Source organism: Aeromonas media, assembly GCF_020423125.1.
GTDB lineage: Bacteria > Pseudomonadota > Gammaproteobacteria > Enterobacterales > Aeromonadaceae > Aeromonas > Aeromonas media.
Genome location: NZ_CP075564.1, coordinates 3,569,446 through 3,587,030, shown reverse-complemented (window position 1 = coordinate 3,587,030; position 17,585 = coordinate 3,569,446). Strand labels below are relative to the sequence as shown.

Annotated in this window: 16 protein-coding genes; 7 read left to right on the top strand and 9 right to left on the bottom strand. The window is 63.5% G+C overall.

Annotation, left to right across the window (positions count from 1 at the left end; genetic code table 11):
• Positions 1-151: 151 nt before the first annotated feature.
• The 3 genes from KI797_RS16500 to djlA are packed head-to-tail and all read left to right on the top strand — an operon-like array spanning position 152 to position 2,683.
• Entirely contained in the window at positions 152-1,180 is a 1,029-nt protein-coding gene (locus KI797_RS16500) for an aminoglycoside phosphotransferase family protein (protein WP_226170165.1), read from the top strand.
• Complete coding sequence (murU, locus tag KI797_RS16495; protein WP_226170162.1) at positions 1,177-1,845, top strand: N-acetylmuramate alpha-1-phosphate uridylyltransferase MurU; 669 nt, start codon at positions 1,177-1,179, stop codon at positions 1,843-1,845. The genes KI797_RS16500 and murU overlap by 4 nt, the downstream gene beginning before the upstream one ends.
• Before the next feature lie 19 nt (positions 1,846-1,864).
• Positions 1,865-2,683, top strand: coding sequence for a co-chaperone DjlA (gene djlA, locus KI797_RS16490; RefSeq protein WP_005327208.1), 819 nt, complete (start codon positions 1,865-1,867; stop codon positions 2,681-2,683).
• A 69-nt stretch (positions 2,684-2,752) separates the two neighbouring features.
• Here djlA and KI797_RS16485 read toward each other — a convergent pair whose 3' ends face one another.
• From KI797_RS16485 to KI797_RS16470, 4 genes are all read right to left on the bottom strand, one after another.
• A complete protein-coding gene (locus KI797_RS16485; RefSeq protein ID WP_041206332.1) occupies positions 2,753-4,108 on the bottom strand; it encodes an NCS2 family permease in 1,356 nt (451 codons plus the stop codon).
• Between the two features lie 261 nt (positions 4,109-4,369).
• Complete coding sequence (locus KI797_RS16480; protein WP_005329107.1) at positions 4,370-4,705, bottom strand: hypothetical protein; 336 nt, start codon at positions 4,703-4,705, stop codon at positions 4,370-4,372.
• A 268-nt stretch (positions 4,706-4,973) separates the two neighbouring features.
• Positions 4,974-6,641 carry an energy-dependent translational throttle protein EttA gene (gene ettA / locus KI797_RS16475; RefSeq protein ID WP_005329110.1) on the bottom strand — a complete coding sequence of 556 codons (1,668 nt, stop codon included), beginning with the start codon at positions 6,639-6,641 and terminating at the stop codon, positions 4,974-4,976.
• Positions 6,642-6,972: 331 nt separating this feature from the next.
• Complete coding sequence (locus KI797_RS16470; RefSeq protein ID WP_043130427.1) at positions 6,973-7,818, bottom strand: lytic transglycosylase domain-containing protein; 846 nt, start codon at positions 7,816-7,818, stop codon at positions 6,973-6,975.
• 351 nt (positions 7,819-8,169) lie between these two features.
• Between KI797_RS16470 and KI797_RS16465 the strand changes: the two genes are divergently transcribed.
• From KI797_RS16465 to KI797_RS16455, 3 genes are all read left to right on the top strand, one after another.
• Complete coding sequence (locus KI797_RS16465) at positions 8,170-8,910, top strand: glycosyltransferase family 2 protein (RefSeq protein WP_182786252.1); 741 nt, start codon at positions 8,170-8,172, stop codon at positions 8,908-8,910.
• A gap of 88 nt (positions 8,911-8,998) precedes the next feature.
• On the top strand, positions 8,999-9,364 hold the full coding sequence (locus KI797_RS16460) for a lipid-A-disaccharide synthase N-terminal domain-containing protein (protein WP_041206328.1): 366 nt from the start codon (positions 8,999-9,001) through the stop codon (positions 9,362-9,364).
• Positions 9,354-11,042: an ArnT family glycosyltransferase gene (locus tag KI797_RS16455; RefSeq protein WP_226170160.1), complete on the top strand. Its 1,689-nt coding sequence runs from the start codon at positions 9,354-9,356 to the stop codon at positions 11,040-11,042. Before KI797_RS16460 ends, KI797_RS16455 begins: the two co-directional genes overlap by 11 nt.
• Before the next feature lie 59 nt (positions 11,043-11,101).
• Here the strand turns inward: KI797_RS16455 and KI797_RS16450 are convergent, their stop codons facing one another.
• Together KI797_RS16450 and KI797_RS16445 are read right to left on the bottom strand one after the other, a co-directional pair.
• Entirely contained in the window at positions 11,102-12,100 is a 999-nt protein-coding gene (locus KI797_RS16450) for an NAD-dependent epimerase (protein WP_226170158.1), read from the bottom strand.
• A complete protein-coding gene (locus KI797_RS16445; RefSeq protein WP_171272513.1) occupies positions 12,097-13,458 on the bottom strand; it encodes a UDP-glucose dehydrogenase family protein in 1,362 nt (453 codons plus the stop codon). The genes KI797_RS16450 and KI797_RS16445 overlap by 4 nt, the downstream gene beginning before the upstream one ends.
• A 303-nt stretch (positions 13,459-13,761) precedes the next feature.
• Here KI797_RS16445 and KI797_RS16440 point away from each other — a divergent pair, with 303 nt between their 5' ends.
• A complete protein-coding gene (locus KI797_RS16440) occupies positions 13,762-14,370 on the top strand; it encodes a YitT family protein (RefSeq protein ID WP_171272512.1) in 609 nt (202 codons plus the stop codon).
• Between the two features lie 412 nt (positions 14,371-14,782).
• Here the strand turns inward: KI797_RS16440 and KI797_RS16435 are convergent, their stop codons facing one another.
• From KI797_RS16435 to KI797_RS16425, 3 genes are read right to left on the bottom strand one after another with little or no spacing between them, the layout of a single operon-like run.
• A complete protein-coding gene (locus tag KI797_RS16435; protein ID WP_218409655.1) occupies positions 14,783-15,589 on the bottom strand; it encodes a heme ABC transporter ATP-binding protein in 807 nt (268 codons plus the stop codon).
• A gap of 15 nt (positions 15,590-15,604) precedes the next feature.
• Positions 15,605-16,636 (bottom strand): FecCD family ABC transporter permease, encoded by a 1,032-nt coding sequence (locus KI797_RS16430; protein ID WP_171272510.1) that lies wholly within the window; start codon positions 16,634-16,636, stop codon positions 15,605-15,607.
• A complete protein-coding gene (locus tag KI797_RS16425) occupies positions 16,633-17,472 on the bottom strand; it encodes a heme/hemin ABC transporter substrate-binding protein (protein WP_218409656.1) in 840 nt (279 codons plus the stop codon). The genes KI797_RS16430 and KI797_RS16425 overlap by 4 nt, the downstream gene beginning before the upstream one ends.
• Positions 17,473-17,585 lie beyond the last annotated feature (113 nt).

The following is a 17,585-nucleotide window of genomic DNA, read 5'->3' as shown; positions in this document are numbered from 1 at the left end:
GTAAAAACGGTTGATTCAGGGCATGCATTTTATGTCAGGATCCATCGAGTTGACATTGCATGTCATTGCTTTATGTTAGCCGGCAATGATAAAGCATTATTGCGGCCAGGGCTAACAGCCAAGTGCTGCTTTCCAATTTGGTTCCCGACTCATGCACGATCGCGCTTCCCTGCTATTGCAATGGGCACGCCGGATTTCCGGTGATGCCAATCTCCAGTTGACCCTGATCTCCGGTGACGCCAGTTTCCGCCGCTACTTCCGTGGTGGTGGTCTGGTGTGGGTGGATGCTAATCCGAAAACCGAAAAAAATCATGAATTCGTTCGCAATGCGGCCGCCCTGCACGCCGTGGGGCTGCTGGCTCCCGAGGTCAGGGGGGTGGACTATGAGCAGGGCCTGCTGGCGGTGACGGATCTGGGGGATACCCAGCTCATCGGCTGCCTGAACGATGACAACGTGCTGGCCTGGTATGGCAAGGCCATCGCCCTGCTGCCTCGGCTCGGATCGGTGGCGCTCGAGCTCGAGCCCTTCGACGAGGTCTTCATGGCGCGCGAGAACGCCATCTTCCCCGAGTGGCTGCTGGGTCATCATCTGCAACTGACCCTGAGCGCCGAGGAGCAAGGCTTGCTGGCGGAGACATTCGCCTGCCTCACCGAGAGCAACCTGGCTCAGCCTCAGGGAGTGATGCACAGAGACTTCCACAGTCGCAACCTGATGGTGTGTGGTGGCGATACGCCGGACGACAGCCAATTGGCCGTCATCGACTTCCAGGACATGGTCATCGGCCCTCTTAGCTACGACCTGGTCTCCCTGCTGAAAGACTGCTACGTGCGTTGGCCCGATGCCGTGATAGAGCAGGGCATGGGCCATGGCTTCGATACCCTGAGCCAGGCCGGTCTGCTGGGCGATCTCGATTATGCCGCTTTCCGCCGGTATGCCGATCTGACCGGCATGCAGCGCCACCTCAAGGCGGCCGGCCTCTTCACCCGTCTCTACCATCGCGACGGCAAGTCCGGCTACCTCAAGGACATCCCCCGTACCCTGGGCTACGTGGTGGATGTGTGCCACCAACATGGGGCCGAGCATCCTGTGCTGGCCCGCTTCGGCGACTGGTTGCAGCGGATTGTGCTGCCGGGCCTGACCCGAACGGCAGAGGCTCGGCGTGCCGGGGAGCCGTCATGAAGGCGATGATCCTGGCCGCGGGCCGTGGGGAGCGGATGCGCCCGCTCACCGACTTGCTGCCCAAGCCGCTGCTGGCGGTGGGGGGCAAACCCCTCATCATCCACCACATCGAGAAGCTCAAGGCGGCCGGGGTGACCCAGCTTGTCATCAACCACGCCTGGCTTGGCCACAAGCTGGTGGAGGCGCTCGGCGATGGCCACCAGTTCGGAGTCGAGATCCTGTGGTCGGCGGAGGAGAGTGCGCTCGAGACTGCGGGCGGCATCGTGCAGGCATTGCCACTGCTGGGGGATGAGCCCTTCTTGGTGATCAACGGCGATACCTGGATTGATACCGATTATGGCGCTCTGGTGAATCAGCCGTTGGCGGATGACCTGGCCCACCTCTGGCTGGTGCCCAATCCACCTCAGCACCCTCAGGGGGATTTCTCCCTGGCGGAGGGTAGGGTGCAGGACAGCCCGGCTCTGACCTTCAGCGGCGTCGGCCTCTATCACCCGGCGGCCTTTGTCTCCTTGCCTTGCGGTGCCCGCAAGCTGGCACCCCTGCTGCGCGACTGGATGGCACAAGGCCGGGTCGGTGGCAGCGTGCTGGCCGGCGAGTGGCGGGATATTGGCACAGTCGATCGGCTGCGGGAGCTGGATGACCAGCTGCTTGCCGGCACTCATTAACATCACGAGGTCTTGAACCATGCGTATTTGGGGTAAGGTGCTTGGCGCCTTCTTCGGTTTTCTGCTCGGCAACATCTTCGGCGCCCTGCTTGGCCTCTGGATCGGCCACCGCTTCGATCGGGGCATGGGCATTCGGGGGGCATTCCAGCGAGCTCCCAGCCAGCAGCAGCAGGCGGTCTTCTTCCACGCCACCTTCGCCGTCATGGGCCACATCGCCAAGGCGAGCGGTCAGGTCACCGAGCACGAGATCCGGGTCGCCTCCAGCCTGATGGACAGGATGCGACTCTCCGGCGAGCAGCGGGTGCGGGCTCAGGAGTCGTTCCGCCAGGGCAAGGAGAACGACTTCCCGCTGCGCGAAACCCTGGCGGAGTTTCGCCAGGCGAGCCTGGGGCAGCGCGACATCCTGCGCTTCTTCCTTGAGGTGCAGCTGCAGGCAGCCTTTGCCGATGGCAAGGTGGAGGCCAACGAGCGCGCCATCCTGCAGACCATAGCGGACGAGCTCGGCTTCAGCCGCATCGAGCTGGCGCGGATCCTGGCGATGGCGGAGGCGCAGATGAACTTCTTCCACCGCCAGCAGCAGGGTGGACAAGGGCAGCAATACCGGCAGGAGGCCCCCTCCCAGGATCGCCTCAAGGATGCCTACCAGCTGCTGGGGGTGAGCGAGAGCGACAGCGATCAGGATATCAAGCGCGCCTATCGCAAGGAGATGAGCAAGCATCACCCGGACAAGCTGGCCGCCAAGGGGTTGCCGCCCGAGATGATGGAGATGGCCAAGGAGAAGACTCAGGAGATCCAGCAGGCCTGGGAGTGGATCCGCGAGGCCCGCGGCATCCGTTGAACCTTGCCCTTTGTCAGCCATAAAAAAATGCCCGTCGATGACGGGCATTTTTGTATGCGAAAGCCGGGGTTAGTGGCTGTCGACCCAGACGAACTTGAGCACGAACAGCAGGGCTACCACCAGCACGCAGGGGTTGATCTCGCGCCAGCGGCCGGTGCCCGCCTTCATCACGCAGTAGGAGATGAAGCCCACGGCTATCCCCTCGGTGATGGAGAAGCTGAACGGCATCATCACTGCGGTCATGAAGGCCGGTACCGCTTCGGTCAGGTCTTCCCACTTGACCCGGGTCAGCTCGGAGCACATCAGCACGCCCACGTAGATAAGGGCGCCCGCAGCAGCGTACGCGGGCACCATGGCGGCGACCGGGGAGAAGAAGATCGCCAGCAGGAACAACACGCCGACCACGATGGCGGTGAGGCCGGTACGACCGCCGACGGCCACCCCTGAGCTGCTCTCGATGTACGCCGTCACGGAGGAGGTGCCCATGAAGGCGCCGCCGACCGAGCTCACGCTGTCCACTACCAGCGCCTGCTTCATACGCGGGAAGTGACCGCGATCATCGGCCAGCTTGGCGCGGTTGGTGACGCCGATCAGGGTGCCGGAAGAGTCGAACAGGTTGACCAGCATGAAGGAGAAGATGATCCCGGCCAGGCTTATGTCCAGAGACCCCATCAGGTCCAGCTGACCGAAGACGGGGGTGATGCTCGGCGGCACAGAGACGAAGCCCTTGAAGGTCACATCGCCAAACAGCCAGCCCAGGGTGGTGGTGACCACAATGGCGATCAGTACGGCGGAGTGCACGCCGCGGGCGGAGAAGATGCAGATAAGGAAGAAGCCGAGCAGCCCCAGCAGGCAGGGCAGGGAGGTGAGGTTGCCCACGGTCACCATGGTGGCGGGGCTCGCCACTACGATGCCGGCGTTGTGCAGGCCGAGCAGGGCGATGAGCAGGCCTATGCCGGCCGTGATGCCGACCCGCAGGGTGAGGGGGATGTTGGCAATCAGCCAGTAGCGTACCCGCAGCAGGGTGAGGATCAGCAGACCCAGGGCGCCCCAGAAGATGGTGCCCATGCCGACCTGCCAGGAATAACCCATGCCGGCCACTACCACGAAGGCGAAGAAGGCATTCAGCCCCATGGCTGGAGCCAGGGCGATGGGCAGGTTGGCGAGCAGACCCATCAGGATGCTGCCGATGCCGGCGATGAGGCAGGTAGTGACGAACACTGCCTGGGTGTCCATGCCCGCCGCAGAGAGGATCTGCGGATTGACGAACACTATGTAGACCATGGTCAGGAAGGTGGTGATGCCGGCGATGACCTCGGTACGGGCCGTGGTGCCATGGCCTTTCAGGGCAAACAGGCGCTCGAGCAATCCTTGCCCGGCGGCCGGATTGGCTGCCTGCTCTGTGGCGTTGTGTGGTTGATTCATGTTGGATTCCAATGGGTGACGTGAAATAAGCAGCAGGCGAACAGTCAACTCCATCCATGGGGGCTGGGTTGCCCTGTTTCTGGCGACTGAGCGACCAGACTCGTCCTGATACCGTGACAGCGCGCACATTTTTACACAGGCGGCGACGTTTACAAACCCCGGATCTGCGAGGGGGATCAATGAATAGAGCAAAAATTCAAACGTTTGCCATCTGCCCTCTGAAAACAGGCTCGATGGAGACCTGTTCTGTGAGGGCGGCCCTCAGCGGCTCTTCAGATAGCGCTCCACCAGCTGGGCCAGCACGGCGTCGCTGTGCTCCTGCAAGGTGGTCAGCGTCAGCCCCATGCGCTGCAGCAGCAGGTTGGCCTGGGCCTCGCTCAGGGTGCGCCCGTCGATGAAGTAGGCCTGTTCGGGCAACAGCTTGTCGTGACGGGGGAGCAGCACCCAGCTGACCCGCTCGGGTTCGATAGCGGCAAAGATCCGGCTGGCCGCGGCGCAGAAGGTATCGATGTGGGCCTTGCCATCCGGGCCCAGGCAGCCGGGTTCGATCCGGATCTGGATGGTGAGTCTCTTCGGGGGGGCGTTGGTCTGGGTCATTGGTAGGGCCGGTAGGGGAACGCGGGGAGAGTGTAAGCTAAAAGGCAACAGAAAGGGGAGCCTGGGCTCCCCTTGTCACGCTGCAATCACCCCGATGGGGTGATGCATCATTTCGCTTGCATGGCGGTCCGCTGGTGTATCTGGAGCGGTGCGGCTGGGCCGCCTCGCTCCAGTTCATGGCGGCGTGACCGCTTACTTGGCGATGCGCTTGTTTATCTGGAGCGGTGCGGCTGGGCCGCCTCGCTCCAGTTCATGGCAGCGTGGTCGCTTACTTGGCGATACGCTTGTACTTGGCGCGGTGCGGCTGGACGGCGTCGGCACCGTAGGTCTTCTTCTTCCACTCTTCGTATTCGGTGAAGTTGCCCTCGAAGAAGGCAATCTTGCCCTCGTCCTGGTAGTCCAGGATGTGGGTGGCGATCCGGTCGAGGAACCAGCGGTCGTGGGAGATGACCATGGCACAACCCGGGAACTCCAGCAGGGCGTTCTCGAGGGCACGCAGGGTTTCGATGTCCAGATCGTTGGTCGGTTCATCCAGCAGCAAGACGTTGCCGCCAGTTTGCAGCAGCTTGGCCAGGTGCAGACGGCCGCGCTCACCACCGGAGAGCTCGCCGACCCGCTTCTGCTGATCAGCGCCCTTGAAGTTGAAGCGACCGATGTAGGCACGGCTCGGGAACTCGTAGTTGCCGATGCGCAGGATGTCCTGACCGTCGGCGACCTCTTCGAACACCGTCTTCTTGTCGTTCATGCTGTCGCGGAACTGATCCACGGAGGCCAGCACGACGGTATCGCCCAGGGTGATGGTGCCGGAGTCCGGCTGTTCCTGGCCCGACATCATGCGGAACAGGGTAGATTTACCAGCGCCGTTCGGACCAATGATGCCGACGATGGCCCCCTTCGGAATGGAGAAGGAGAGATCGTCGATCAGCTGGCGGTCACCGTAGGACTTGCAGAGGTTCGCCACTTCCACCACCTTGTCGCCGAGGCGCGGTCCGGGCGGAATGAACAGCTCGTTGGTCTCGTTGCGCTTCTGGTAGTCGTTGGTGTTGAGCTCCTCGAAGCGAGCCATACGGGCCTTGGACTTGGCCTGACGGCCTTTCGGGTTCTGGCGAACCCACTCCAGTTCCTTCTCGATGGACTTGCGACGGGCCGCTTCGGAACTGGCTTCCTGAGCCAGACGGGCGTCCTTCTGCTCCAGCCAGGAGGAGTAGTTGCCTTCCCAGGGGATACCCTCGCCGCGGTCCAGCTCCAGGATCCAGCCCGCCACGTTGTCGAGGAAGTAACGGTCGTGGGTAATGGCGACGACGGTGCCCTCGTAGTCGTGCAGGAAGCGCTCCAGCCAGGCCACGGATTCCGCATCCAGGTGGTTGGTCGGTTCGTCCAGCAGCAGCATGTCCGGCTTTTCCAGCAGCAGACGGCACAGGGCTACCCGGCGGCGCTCACCCCCGGAGAGGTGCTTGATCTGGGCGTCCCAGGCCGGCAGGCGCAGGGCGTCGGCCGCGCGCTCCAGCTGGTTCTCCATGTTGTGACCACCCTGGGCGGCGATGATGGCTTCCAGTTCGCCCTGTTCGCGGGCCAGCTTGTCAAAATCCGCATCCGGGTCGGCGTAGGCCGCATAGACCTCATCCAGGCGAGCCATGGCGCGTTTCACCTCGCCGACCGCCTCTTCCACCGCCTCGCGGACTGTCTGCTCCGGATCCAGCTTCGGCTCCTGGGGCAGGTAGCCGATCTTGATGCCGGGCTGCGGACGGGCTTCCCCCTCTATCTCGGTGTCGATCCCCGCCATGATGCGCAGCAGGGTGGATTTACCGGCTCCATTCAGGCCTAATACGCCAATCTTGGCGCCCGGGAAGAAGGAGAGGGAGATGTTCTTGAGAATATGACGCTTGGGCGGCACGACCTTGCCGACCCTGTTCATGGTGTAAATAAATTGAGCCATTGGCTAATTCTCTTCCTTTTCAGTAGTTTAATGTTTTTACATTAACAAACTGACGTCGTGGTGGGGCCCGGTCGACAGGGGTCAACCGGGTTCCAAAAAACCCGTCGATTGTAAACCAATGGGAAGGGGGCGGCAAAGTAGACAACCGGGGGCATGTTGTGCAGAGAGCCCTTTCGGCAGAGGGGAAAGAAGAGGGGAGATAAGAGGGAGCGCCACAGGACAAACGGTTGGCCAGATTCCGCGGTGTGTGGGCTTAAGACTTCCTTAAGCCTGGCTCGATAGGATTCATCACGTTACCGTGAGGCGCGATGGGTTCTGCTTATGCCAGCCGTCAGCGTGGCCGTTTGATCGCCTTGGTCGGGTCCTGCCCCGAGTAGTAGAGCACCCGTTGTACATACTCCTGGGTCTCCTGGTAGGGCGGTACGCCGCCATAACGGATCACGGCCTGCTCACCGGCGTTGTAGGCGGCACTGATCCTGACCCAGTCAGTGCCAAACTGTTTCTCCAGCCACTTCAAGTAGATCATGGCACCGCGGATGTTCTGCTGTGCATCGAAGGGACGGGTCACGCCGAAGCGTACCTGGGTTTCGGGAATCAGCTGCATGACCCCTTGCGCCTGCTTGGGGGAGACGGCGGTGCTGTTGAGATTCGACTCGGCGATGGCGATGGCGAGCGCCAGCTGGGGGTCGACCTTGTGACGATGGGCAGCCTGGCGGATCATGACGGCCAGCTTCTGTTTGGTGAGGGATTGCCGGGCCAGATAGCTATCCTGATCGAAGGGCGTGCTGGGGCGCACCCAGGGGGTGCCTCCTCCACCCCCGCCGATACCGCAAGTGCCAAGGGGGGCATTGCCTACCCGCTCGTTGTAGTAGCGAGCCGCTTGCTGATTGCCGAGGCGCATGGCCATGGCGAGGTAGGCGTTGGCGTGGCGGGCGCTGCGGATCCCCTGAGGCCCGCGAGCCAGCAGGCGACCGATGCGATAATAGGCCTCCGGGTTGCCAAGGTTGGCTGCGGTGCAGTAGTGGGCGATGGCCTGCCTCGGGTTGCCTTGTTCCATGGCGGCGCCCTGACGCAGGGCGCTCATCGCCTTCGGGGCCTGGCGAAAGGCATCGGCATGGGAGGATGGTGTGACAAGCAGTAGCAGGAGTCCCCAGCTCCAGGTGCAGAGTCTCTGCATGATGGATACCTCGTCTTTCGTATCCGCAAGATATAGGTGCGATATGGGGGGGTTGCCAGCCAGGAGATGGAACATCTGGTTATGTGTTCGGCCATCAGAGATGAAAACGGTATGGAACTTTTGGCAGAGAAGGAAAAGACTCTGGCGACGAACGCCAGGTGGCTGCACTTCGCGATCCTCTTCTCCATGGCACAATTCAAATTGATAGATTTATTATTTTTGTGGCAATAGACTGCCGATCTTGCTGCCTAACGCCTTGTATTTGCATGATGTTAGTCACCTTGTCGATAAAATAGAAATGGGGGATGCAGTCGAACCGATTGCATCCTTCGTCATGATTGGGAAGCGCATATGGTTGATTCAATCGAGGTCTCTGTCGTGGTGCCCGCCAAGGATGAGCGGGACAATCTGGCCCCCCTCATCGGCGAGATCGATGCCGCGTTGGCGGGGAAATACAGCTACGAGCTGATCTATGTGGACGATGGCAGCGAGGACGACAGCTACGCCCTGCTCTGCGGTCTGAAGGCGCAATTCCCCGCGCTGCGGGTGGTGCGTCATGCGAGGGCCGTCGGCCAGAGCATGGCGGTACTGAGTGGTGTGCGCCACGGCCGCGGTGACTGGCTGGTGGTGCTGGATGGCGATGGTCAGAACGATCCGGCCGATATTCCCGCCATGCTGGAGGAGGCCAAGCACCGTTTCGCGGCGGACAAGAGCCAGGTAGGGCTCATCGGCCATCGCGTCAATCGGCGCGATGACTGGGTGAAGCGCCTCTCGTCCAAACTCGCGAACGGTTTTCGCGATCTGCTGCTGCGGGACGGCATCCCCGATACCGGCTGCGGCCTCAAGGTGGTGCGCCGTGACTGGTATCAGCGTCTGCCCGGCTTCAACCATATGCACCGCTACATCCCGGCCCTGATCCAGGCCCAGGGTGGCCACATGTCCCCCTGGCCGGTCAACCACAGACCCAGGCAGGCGGGTGTCTCCAAATATGGCGTCTGGAACCGGCTCTGGGTCGGGTTGGTGGACGTGGTCGGCGTCTGGTGGTTGCAGCGCCGCTCCAAGGTGGTCGAGATCAGGGAGACATTGGAGTGATGGAGATCCTGCTTTCGTTGCCGTCGATCTGGCTGGACCGGGATGAGCTTGCCCTGCATGTCGGCGGGTTGCGCCTGGGAGGATGGCGATGATCGATGCCCTGCTCTCCATGGAGCTGACCTGGTTCGACTGGACCGGCCTGCATGTGACCGGCTGGAAGATCATCGGCTACACAGGGGCGCTGATGTTCGGCGGCCGCTGGCTGGTGCAGTTCGTCGCCTCCAAGCGCGCCGGCAAGCCGGTGATCCCGCGCCTGTTCTGGTACATGAGCGTGCTCGGCAGCCTGATGACCCTGAGCTACTTCGTCTTCTCGCCCAAACAGGACTCGGTCGGCGTGTTGCAGAACCTCTTCCCCACCTTTACCGCGCTCTACAGCCTCTATCTGGATATCCAGCACAGAGGCTGGAAGCGGGACAAGGTCGTCAACGACTATGAGGCTCGTCATGGTAAATGACCGTTTCCTGCTCAATCAAAGATCTCTCGGCTGGCTGCTGCTGATCGCGTTGGTGGTGCTGGGTGCAGGCCTCGGGCTGCGGGATCCCTGGCCCGCCGACGAGCCGCGCTTCGCCCTGATCGCCAAGGAGATGGTGGAGAGCGGGCAATGGCTCTTCCCCATGCGCGGCGGCGAGATCTACCCGGACAAACCCCCCCTATTTATGTGGGGGATAGCACTGGGGTATCTGCTGACCGGTTCCATCAAGGTGGCGTTTCTGCTGCCCTCCCTGCTGGCGGGTCTGCTGACCATCACGCTGGTGTGGGACATGGGCCGCCGCCTGTGGAACCCCTCGGTGGGCTTCCTGGCAGGGCTGTTGCTGCTGTTTACCGTCCAGTTCACCCTGCAGGCCAAGACGGCGCAGATCGATGCGCTGGTCACCTTCTTCATCACCCTCGGCGTCTACGGCTTCGTCCGCTTCCTGCTCTGCGGTGGCGGCTGGCGCTGGTACTGGCTCGGCTGGTTCGCCGCCGGGCTTGGCATCATCACCAAGGGGGTGGGGCTGCTGGCCTTGCTAATCTTGATCCCTGCGATCTGGACCCACCGCGAGAAGATCCGTGCCGCCTCCAGGAGCGACTGGCTCAAGGGGCTGACGGGGCCGCTGTTCATGCTGCTGGCCATCGGCCTGTGGCTGGTGCCCATGTTGCTCGCTGTGGCCCAGAGCGGCGATCCCGTGCTGCAGGCCTACCGGGACAACATACTGCTGCGCCAGACGGTGACCCGCTATGCCAACGCCTGGCACCACGTCAAACCGTTCTGGTACTACCTCACCTCGGTGATCCCGCCGTTCTGGCTGCCGGTCTCCCTGCTGCTGCCCTGGCTGGTGGTGGCGTGGCGCAAGGCCATCCAGGGGCAGGACAAGCGCATCATCCTGCTACTCGGCTACCTGGTGCTGGTGATCCTCTTCTTCTCCCTGTCGCCGGGCAAGCGCGGCGTCTATGTCACGCCGGGCACGCCGGCGCTGGCCCTGCTGACGGCTCCCTTCGTCGCCGAGCTGCTGGCGCGGGTCTGGCCCGCGCGCCTGCTGGGCGGGCTCGGCTGGTTGCTGGGGATCATCTGTTTGGGCGGGGCGGGGGCACTGGCATTCAGCGCCAAGCTGGCGAGCAAGCTGGGGGATCTGGGCCCGGCGCCCTGGCTGCCCCTGCTGGCGATGGGGGCGGCGTTGCTGCTGCTCAACGCCTTGCTGCGCCGGGCACCGCTCACCGCCATCTTCTGCTCGCTTGCGGTGGGCTGGCTGATCTACTCCAGCTGGATCTGCGTGAAGCTCAACGACATGCGCACCCCGGAGGGGGTGATGGCGCTGGCGGCGCAGCAGGTGCCTGCGGGCGACGAGCTGTTGCTGGCCGGCTTCAAGGAGCAGCATCTGCTGTTCGCTCTACAACCCGTGCGCCATTATCCTTACCTGCTGGGGGACGGGGAACAGGCCCGCGAGGCGGCGGCCTGGGTGGCGGCCGCGCCCAGGCGCCATGTGCTGGGCAGCGCGGATCTGATGGTGCTGTGTTTCGAGCCAGAGAAGATGGAAAACCTCGGCAACCGCCATCGCACCGACTGGCTGCTGGCTGGCGTGGATGCCCTCAAGCCGGCATGCCAGGGGTTGACTCCCCGGCTCGAACCTTTCCGTTATACCCCGGGCCCCTGAGGCCGGACACAGCAAAAGGGGCTGCCACTGGCAGCCCCTTTTCATCTCAGGAAACGGGGTCAGACCCGATAGTAGGTCTTGTACCAGTCGACGAAGCTTTCGACGCCTTCTTGCAGCGCCATCTTGGGTTTATAACCGGTCGCCTCGAACAGCGCCTCGGTGTCGGCCCAGGTGGCGAGCACGTCGCCGGGCTGCATGGGCAGCAGGTTGCGGATCGCCGGCTTGCCGAGCGCCGTCTCGATGGCCTCCACGAAGTCCAGCAGCCGCACCGGGCTGCCGTTGCCGATGTTGTAGAGGCGATAAGGCGCCGGGCTGGCGTCGGTCTGCCCCCGCCAGTTCGGGTCGCCGACCGGCGGCCGATCCGCGACCCGCACTATCCCCTCCACGATGTCGTCGACATGGGTGAAGTCCCGGCTGAGCTGGCCCTGGTTGTAGATATCGATGGGCTCCCCCGCGAGGATGGCGCGCACGAACTTGAACAGCGCCATGTCGGGGCGACCCCAGGGGCCATAGACGGTGAAGAAGCGCAGGCCCGTGGTGGGCAGGCCGTAGAGGTGGGAGTAGGAGTGGGCCATCAGCTCGTTGGCCTTCTTGCTCGCCGCGTAGAGGGAGACAGGGTGATCCACCCCGTCCGAGGTCTTGAACGGCATCTGCTCGTTCAGGCCGTACACCGAGCTGGAGGAGGCGTAGACTAGGTGCTTGACCCCGTGATGGCGACACCCCTCCAGCACGGTCAGGGTGCCAGTGAGATTGCTGTCGGCATAGGCAAAGGGGTTGTCCAGTGAATAGCGTACCCCGGCCTGGGCTCCCAGATGGATCACCCGCTCGAACTGCTCCCGGGCAAACAGCGCCGCCATGGCGACCCGGTCGGCGAGGTCCATCCGCTCGAAGCGAAAGCCGGGCAGGGGGCTGAGCCGTGCGAGGCGCGCCTCCTTCAGGCTGACCTCGTAGTAGTCGTTGAGATTGTCGATGCCGACCACCTGATGACCGTCGTGGCAGAGCCTCTGCACCACATGGAAGCCGATGAATCCGGTGGCACCGGTGACCAGATATTTCATTGCCGTTGCTCCTTGTGCAGTCCGGTGGCCAGGCTGTCGCCCCGGCCGATGGCGTAGTAGGTAAAGCCGCGCTGGTGCAGGCGGGCCGGATCATAGAGGTTGCGACCGTCGATGATGACGGCCTGTTTCAAGGTACGCTGTATCAGCTCGAAGTCCGGGGCGCGGAACTGCTGCCATTCGGTGCAGATGAGCAGGGCGTCGGCTCCCTTGAGGGCCGCTTCCTGAGTACCGCACAGAGTCAGATCGTCCCGCAGGCCATAGAGACGCTGGGCCTCGGTCATTGCCTCGGGATCGAACGCCTGCACCTTGCCGCCAGCGGCCCAGATCGCCTCCATCAGCACCCGGCTCGGTGCCTCGCGCATGTCGTCGGTGTTGGGCTTGAAGGCCAGGCCCCAGAGGGCGAAGGTCCGTCCCGTCAGATCGCTGCCGAAGTGCTGCTGCAGGCGGGCCATGAGCTTGTGCTTCTGGCCGTCGTTGACCCGTTCCACCGCATGCAGCAGGGGGGCATCGCAGCCTGCCTCGCTGGCAGTGTGGATCAGCGCCTTGACGTCCTTGGGGAAGCAGGAGCCGCCATAGCCGCAGCCGGGATAGATGAAGTGGTGGCCGATGCGCGGGTCGGCGCCTATGCCCTTGCGTACTTCTTCGATGTCGGCGCCGAGCTTCTCCGCCAGGGTGGCCATCTCGTTCATGAAGGAGATCTTGGTGGCCAGCATGGCGTTGGCGGCATACTTGGTCAGCTCGGCGCTGCGGGCGTCCATCTGGATGATGCGATCCCGATTACGGTTGAAGGGGGCATAGAGCTCCTCAAGCAGAGACATGGCGTGGGCCGAACCGGTACCGATGATGATGCGATCCGGCCGCAGGCAGTCGGCCACTGCGGCCCCCTCCTTGAGAAACTCCGGGTTGGAGACCACCTCGAGGGGGAGGTCGACCCCGCGCTCTGCAAGGATGGAGGCGATATGCTGGTGCACCCGGTTGGCGGTGCCGACCGGCACTGTGCTCTTGTTGACCACCACCTTGCCGCCCTGCATCAGCCGGCCTATGGTGCCGGCCACCGCCAGCACGTGCTTGAGATCGGCCGAGCCATCTTCATCCGGCGGGGTGCCGACCGCGATGAAGATGAGTTCGGCAAAACCCACCCCCTCGGCCACATCCGTGGTGAACAGCAGACGGCCTGCCTGGTGGTTGGTCTGTACCAGGGGGGCGAGGCCGGGCTCGAAGATGGGGATGATACCCTCTCTCAGCCGCTCGACTTTGGCTGCGTCCACATCCACACAGGTCACCCTGTGGCCCATCTCGGCCAGTACGGCGGCCTGAACCAGTCCCACATAACCTATTCCAAATACGCTGACTCTCATCTGCTGTCGCTCCGCAGCCAGTGGCAAGGGAGTCATTTTAGAACGATTCTGACTCGCTGACAGCGAGATACCCTGGGTTTTTCAGGTTATCTTCAGGCTGGGAGGGGAGAGGGCATGACATATTTTGGTGCAAGGGTTGTAACGCAGCGCTGACGCGCACCATTTCGGCGCATGCGATCCCGTACTTGTGATCCGGGTCACTCAAAATGGACACTGTGACCATAACGAAGTCCCGACTCACGGGGCTCGCGCCCGTCATCGGGCCTCAGACACTCTTTTCACTTCGCTACTGGACATAAGGTTATGGACAACACTCCCCGTTCGGCCCATCCGCTCTATGAGGATGTGCTCGCCCTGCTGACCGCGGCAGGCTTCGTTTCCCTCGGCATCTTCCTGTTTCATCAGGTCGGTCTGCTCACCGGCGGCACCGCCGGATTGGCGCTGCTGTTGCAGCAGGTCACAGGCCTGAGCTTCGGCCTGCTGTTCTTCACCATGAACCTGCCGTTCTACGCCCTGGCCTGGCTCAGGATGGGGTCGCGCTTCACCCTCAACACCTTCGCCGCCGTGGCCACCGTCTCCTTCATGACGGATCACCTCAACGCCGTGCTGCAGATAGGCAAGATAGAGCCCGTCTATGCGGCTTTGATCGGTGGCACCCTGATCGGCATGGGGCTGCTCATCATGTTCCGCCACAAGGCGAGCCTGGGCGGCTTCAATATTCTGGCGCTGTTTATTCAGGACAAGTTCGGCGTCCGTGCCGGCAAGCTGCAAATGGGGCTTGATTGCGCCATCGTCATCGCCTCCTTCTTCGTGGTCTCCCCCTGGCTGCTGGCGCTCTCAGTGGTCGCGGCCATCATCTGTAACCTGGTGTTGACACTCAATCACAAACCGGGCCGCTACCAGATCGCCTGAGTCACCCTTCACGTTGCATACAAAAGAGCGCCTGATGGCGCTCTTTTGCTATTCGAGATCCTGACTTGATTCACTCCGCCATGGGTTGTCCCGTCTCGGGGTGGTGGATGGCTTGGACGGGGTAGTCGTGGAAAGGGAGGGCGATGCGCTCGTTATCACACGACCATGGGTTGCCCCGTCTCGGGGTGGTGGATGGCTTGGACGGGGTAGTCGTGGAAAGGGAGGGCGATGCGCCCGGCATCACACCACCATAGGCTGCCCCGTCTCGGGGTAGTGGATGGCTTGGACGGGGTAGTCGTGGAAAGGGAGGGCGATGCGCTCGTTATCACACGACCATAGGCTGCCCCGTCTCGGGTTGGTGGATGACTTGGACGGGGTAATCGTGTGGAAAGGGAGGGAGGTGCGCTCGTTATCACACGACCATAGGCTGCCCCGTCTCGGGGTGATGGATCACCTGGGCGGGGTAGTCGTAGAGGCGGGCAATCAGTTCGGGGGTCAGCACCTCTGCCGGGGAGCCGTCCGCCATCAGCCTGCCCTGCTCCAGCATCACCAGCCGGTCGGCGTAGCGCGCGGCCAGGTTGAGGTCGTGCAGCACCACCAGCACGGCGGTATTGCGGGCGGCCAGGGCGCGGGCCATGGTGAGCAACTGATGCTGGTACTTGAGATCGAGGGCCGAGGTGGGCTCGTCGAGCAGCAGCAGTCGCGGCTGCTCGGGATCGGGCAGCCGTTCCGGTGACGGCTCCTGCCAGATCTGGGCCAGTACCCGGGCGAACTGCACCCGCTGGCGTTCTCCGCCGGAGAGGCCGGGGTAGAGGCGGCCAGCCAGGTGCTCGACCCCGGCATGGGTCATGGCGGCCCGCACTATCTGGTCGCGGCGGCTGACGGGTTCGCTGTGGGGCAGCCGGCCCATGGCCACCACCTCTTCGCACAGGAAAGGGAAACTCAGGGACGAGCTCTGGGGCAATACCCCGACTCTGTGGGCCAGGGCATCGCCGGCCCACTCTTGCCGCTTGCGACCGAACAGGGAGATGCTGCCGTCATAGGCCAGCTCGCCGGTCAGGCACTTGAGCAGCGAGCTCTTGCCCGCTCCGTTCGGGCCGAGCAGAGCGGTCAGGCTGCCCCCATGCAGGTCGAGATCCAGGTTGTCCAGGATGAGGCGATTGCCCCGGGTGAGGTTGAGCCCGCGGCAAGCGAGCAGGGGGGAGGGGGATCCTGGCAAGGTGGCGTTCTCCTGTTACAGCGTCCGGCGACTCTTGATCAAGAGCCAGATGAAGAAGGGGGCACCCAGCAGGGCGGTGATGATGCCCACCGGCATCTCGGCCGGTGCCAGCAGGGTGCGGGCCAGCATGTCGGCCCCGAGCAGCAGGGCTGCGCCGAGCAGGGCACTGAGCGGCAGCAGCCTGACATGATTAGGTCCGGCCAGCAGCCTCACCAGGTGGGGCACCACTAGGCCGACGAAGCCGATCATGCCGGCCACCGCCACCGCCACGCCGACCCCGGCGGCAGTGAGCAGGATGAGACGCCGCTTGAGGCATTGCACATTGACCCCCAGATGACGGGCCTCACCTTCGCCCAGCAGCAGGGCGTTGAGGGGGTTGGCATCGCGCATGAAGAGCCACAGCAGGGAGACTAGGGTCAGCAGCGCCAGCCCCACGTCCACCGGCTTGCCGGCGGCCAGGGAGCCCATCTGCCACAGGCTCAGGTTGCGCAGCATCTGATCGTCAGCAAGGTAGGTGAGGAGCCCGATCACGGCCCCTGACAGCGCCGTGATGGCAACGCCCGCCAGCAGCATGACGGTGACCGAGGTGCCCCCCTCACGGGTGCCCAGCAAGTAGACAAGGGTGGTGGTGAGTGCCCCGCCGAGGAAGGCGAGCAGGGGCAGCAGACCGAGGCCGAGCAGGCTCTGCAACTGCTGGCCGAGGGGGGCCAGCAGCACGATGGCCAGGGCGGCGCCCAGCGCCGCACCGCCGGAGACCCCTATGATGCCGGGGTCGGCCAGGGGATTGCGAAACAGCCCCTGCATCACGGCGCCACAGATGCCGAGAATGCCCCCCACGGCGATGCACAGCAGGGTGCGTGGTAGGCGGATCTCCTGCACTATCAGCAGCTTGTGTGCTTCTATCCCGCTCTCTTTGCCAGCAAACAGGGCCTGCAGACTCTCGGCGAAGGAGAGCGACATGGGGCCGGTGGCGAGGGAGCCGACCAGCAGCAGGGCGAGCGTGCAGCCGGTGAGCGCGAGCAGCCAGGGCAGCGGCAGACGCATCATGAACCCTGCTTGATCCACTGGGCTATCTGGTTGGCCTGCTGCAAGGATCTCAGGCTGAGCCCCCCTTGCAGGGCGTGACCGTCGATGGTGTGGATGGCCCTGTTCTTGCCTGCCGGCGTGGCGGCCAGGGCCGGCACCTGGGCCAGCACGCTGTCGACGCTCTGGTATTGCTGCCAGTCACGACCGCTCACCAGCACCAGATCCGGTTGCAGTTCGATCAGGGATTCGGTGGAGACGGGCTTGTAGTCGTGCAAGCGGGCGACCGGGTTGATGCCGCCGGCCAGGGTCACCAGGGCGCTGGCGGTGGTATTGCCGCCGGCTATGCTGGTGGGCTGGCCCTTGTGCAGCAGCAGGAAGGCGACCCTGAGGGACTTGTTCTGTTTCGCCTGGGCCGCCAGTTGGTCGCTCTGGACGGCGATCTCGGCCTTCAGCCTGGTGCCGGCGGCCTGATTGCCCAGCAAGCCGGCCAGGACGTCGATCCGCTCGTTGAGGTTGGCCAGAGTGGGGGCCGTCGGCAGTACAGTAACCTCGACGCCGGCCCGGCGCAGCTGTTCCAGAGCCGGTGGTGGCCCCATCTCGTCGCTGCCGACCAGTCGGGTCGGGGCCAGACTCAGTATCCCTTCGGCAGCCAGGGCGCGGTGGTAGCCGACTCTCGGCAGCCCCTTGGGTTCAGGGCTGCTGACGTCGGTGGCAATCAGGCTCTGCTCGCCCCCCAGGGCCATAATGAGTTCTGTGGTGGCCGGGCCTATGCTGACGATACGTTCCTGCGCGGCAGCAGGCAGGGAAAGGGCTGAACAGCCGAGCAGGCTGAGTGCGAGGGCAAAACGACGGCCCATGCGAACCTCCGAAGGGTGTATGAGAGTGGGATTGCCGCCGAGAATATCAAGCTCGTGAAAAAAATGCACTGATAATGAAAGCGATTATCAATTGCGTTAAGGGGGCCGCTTTA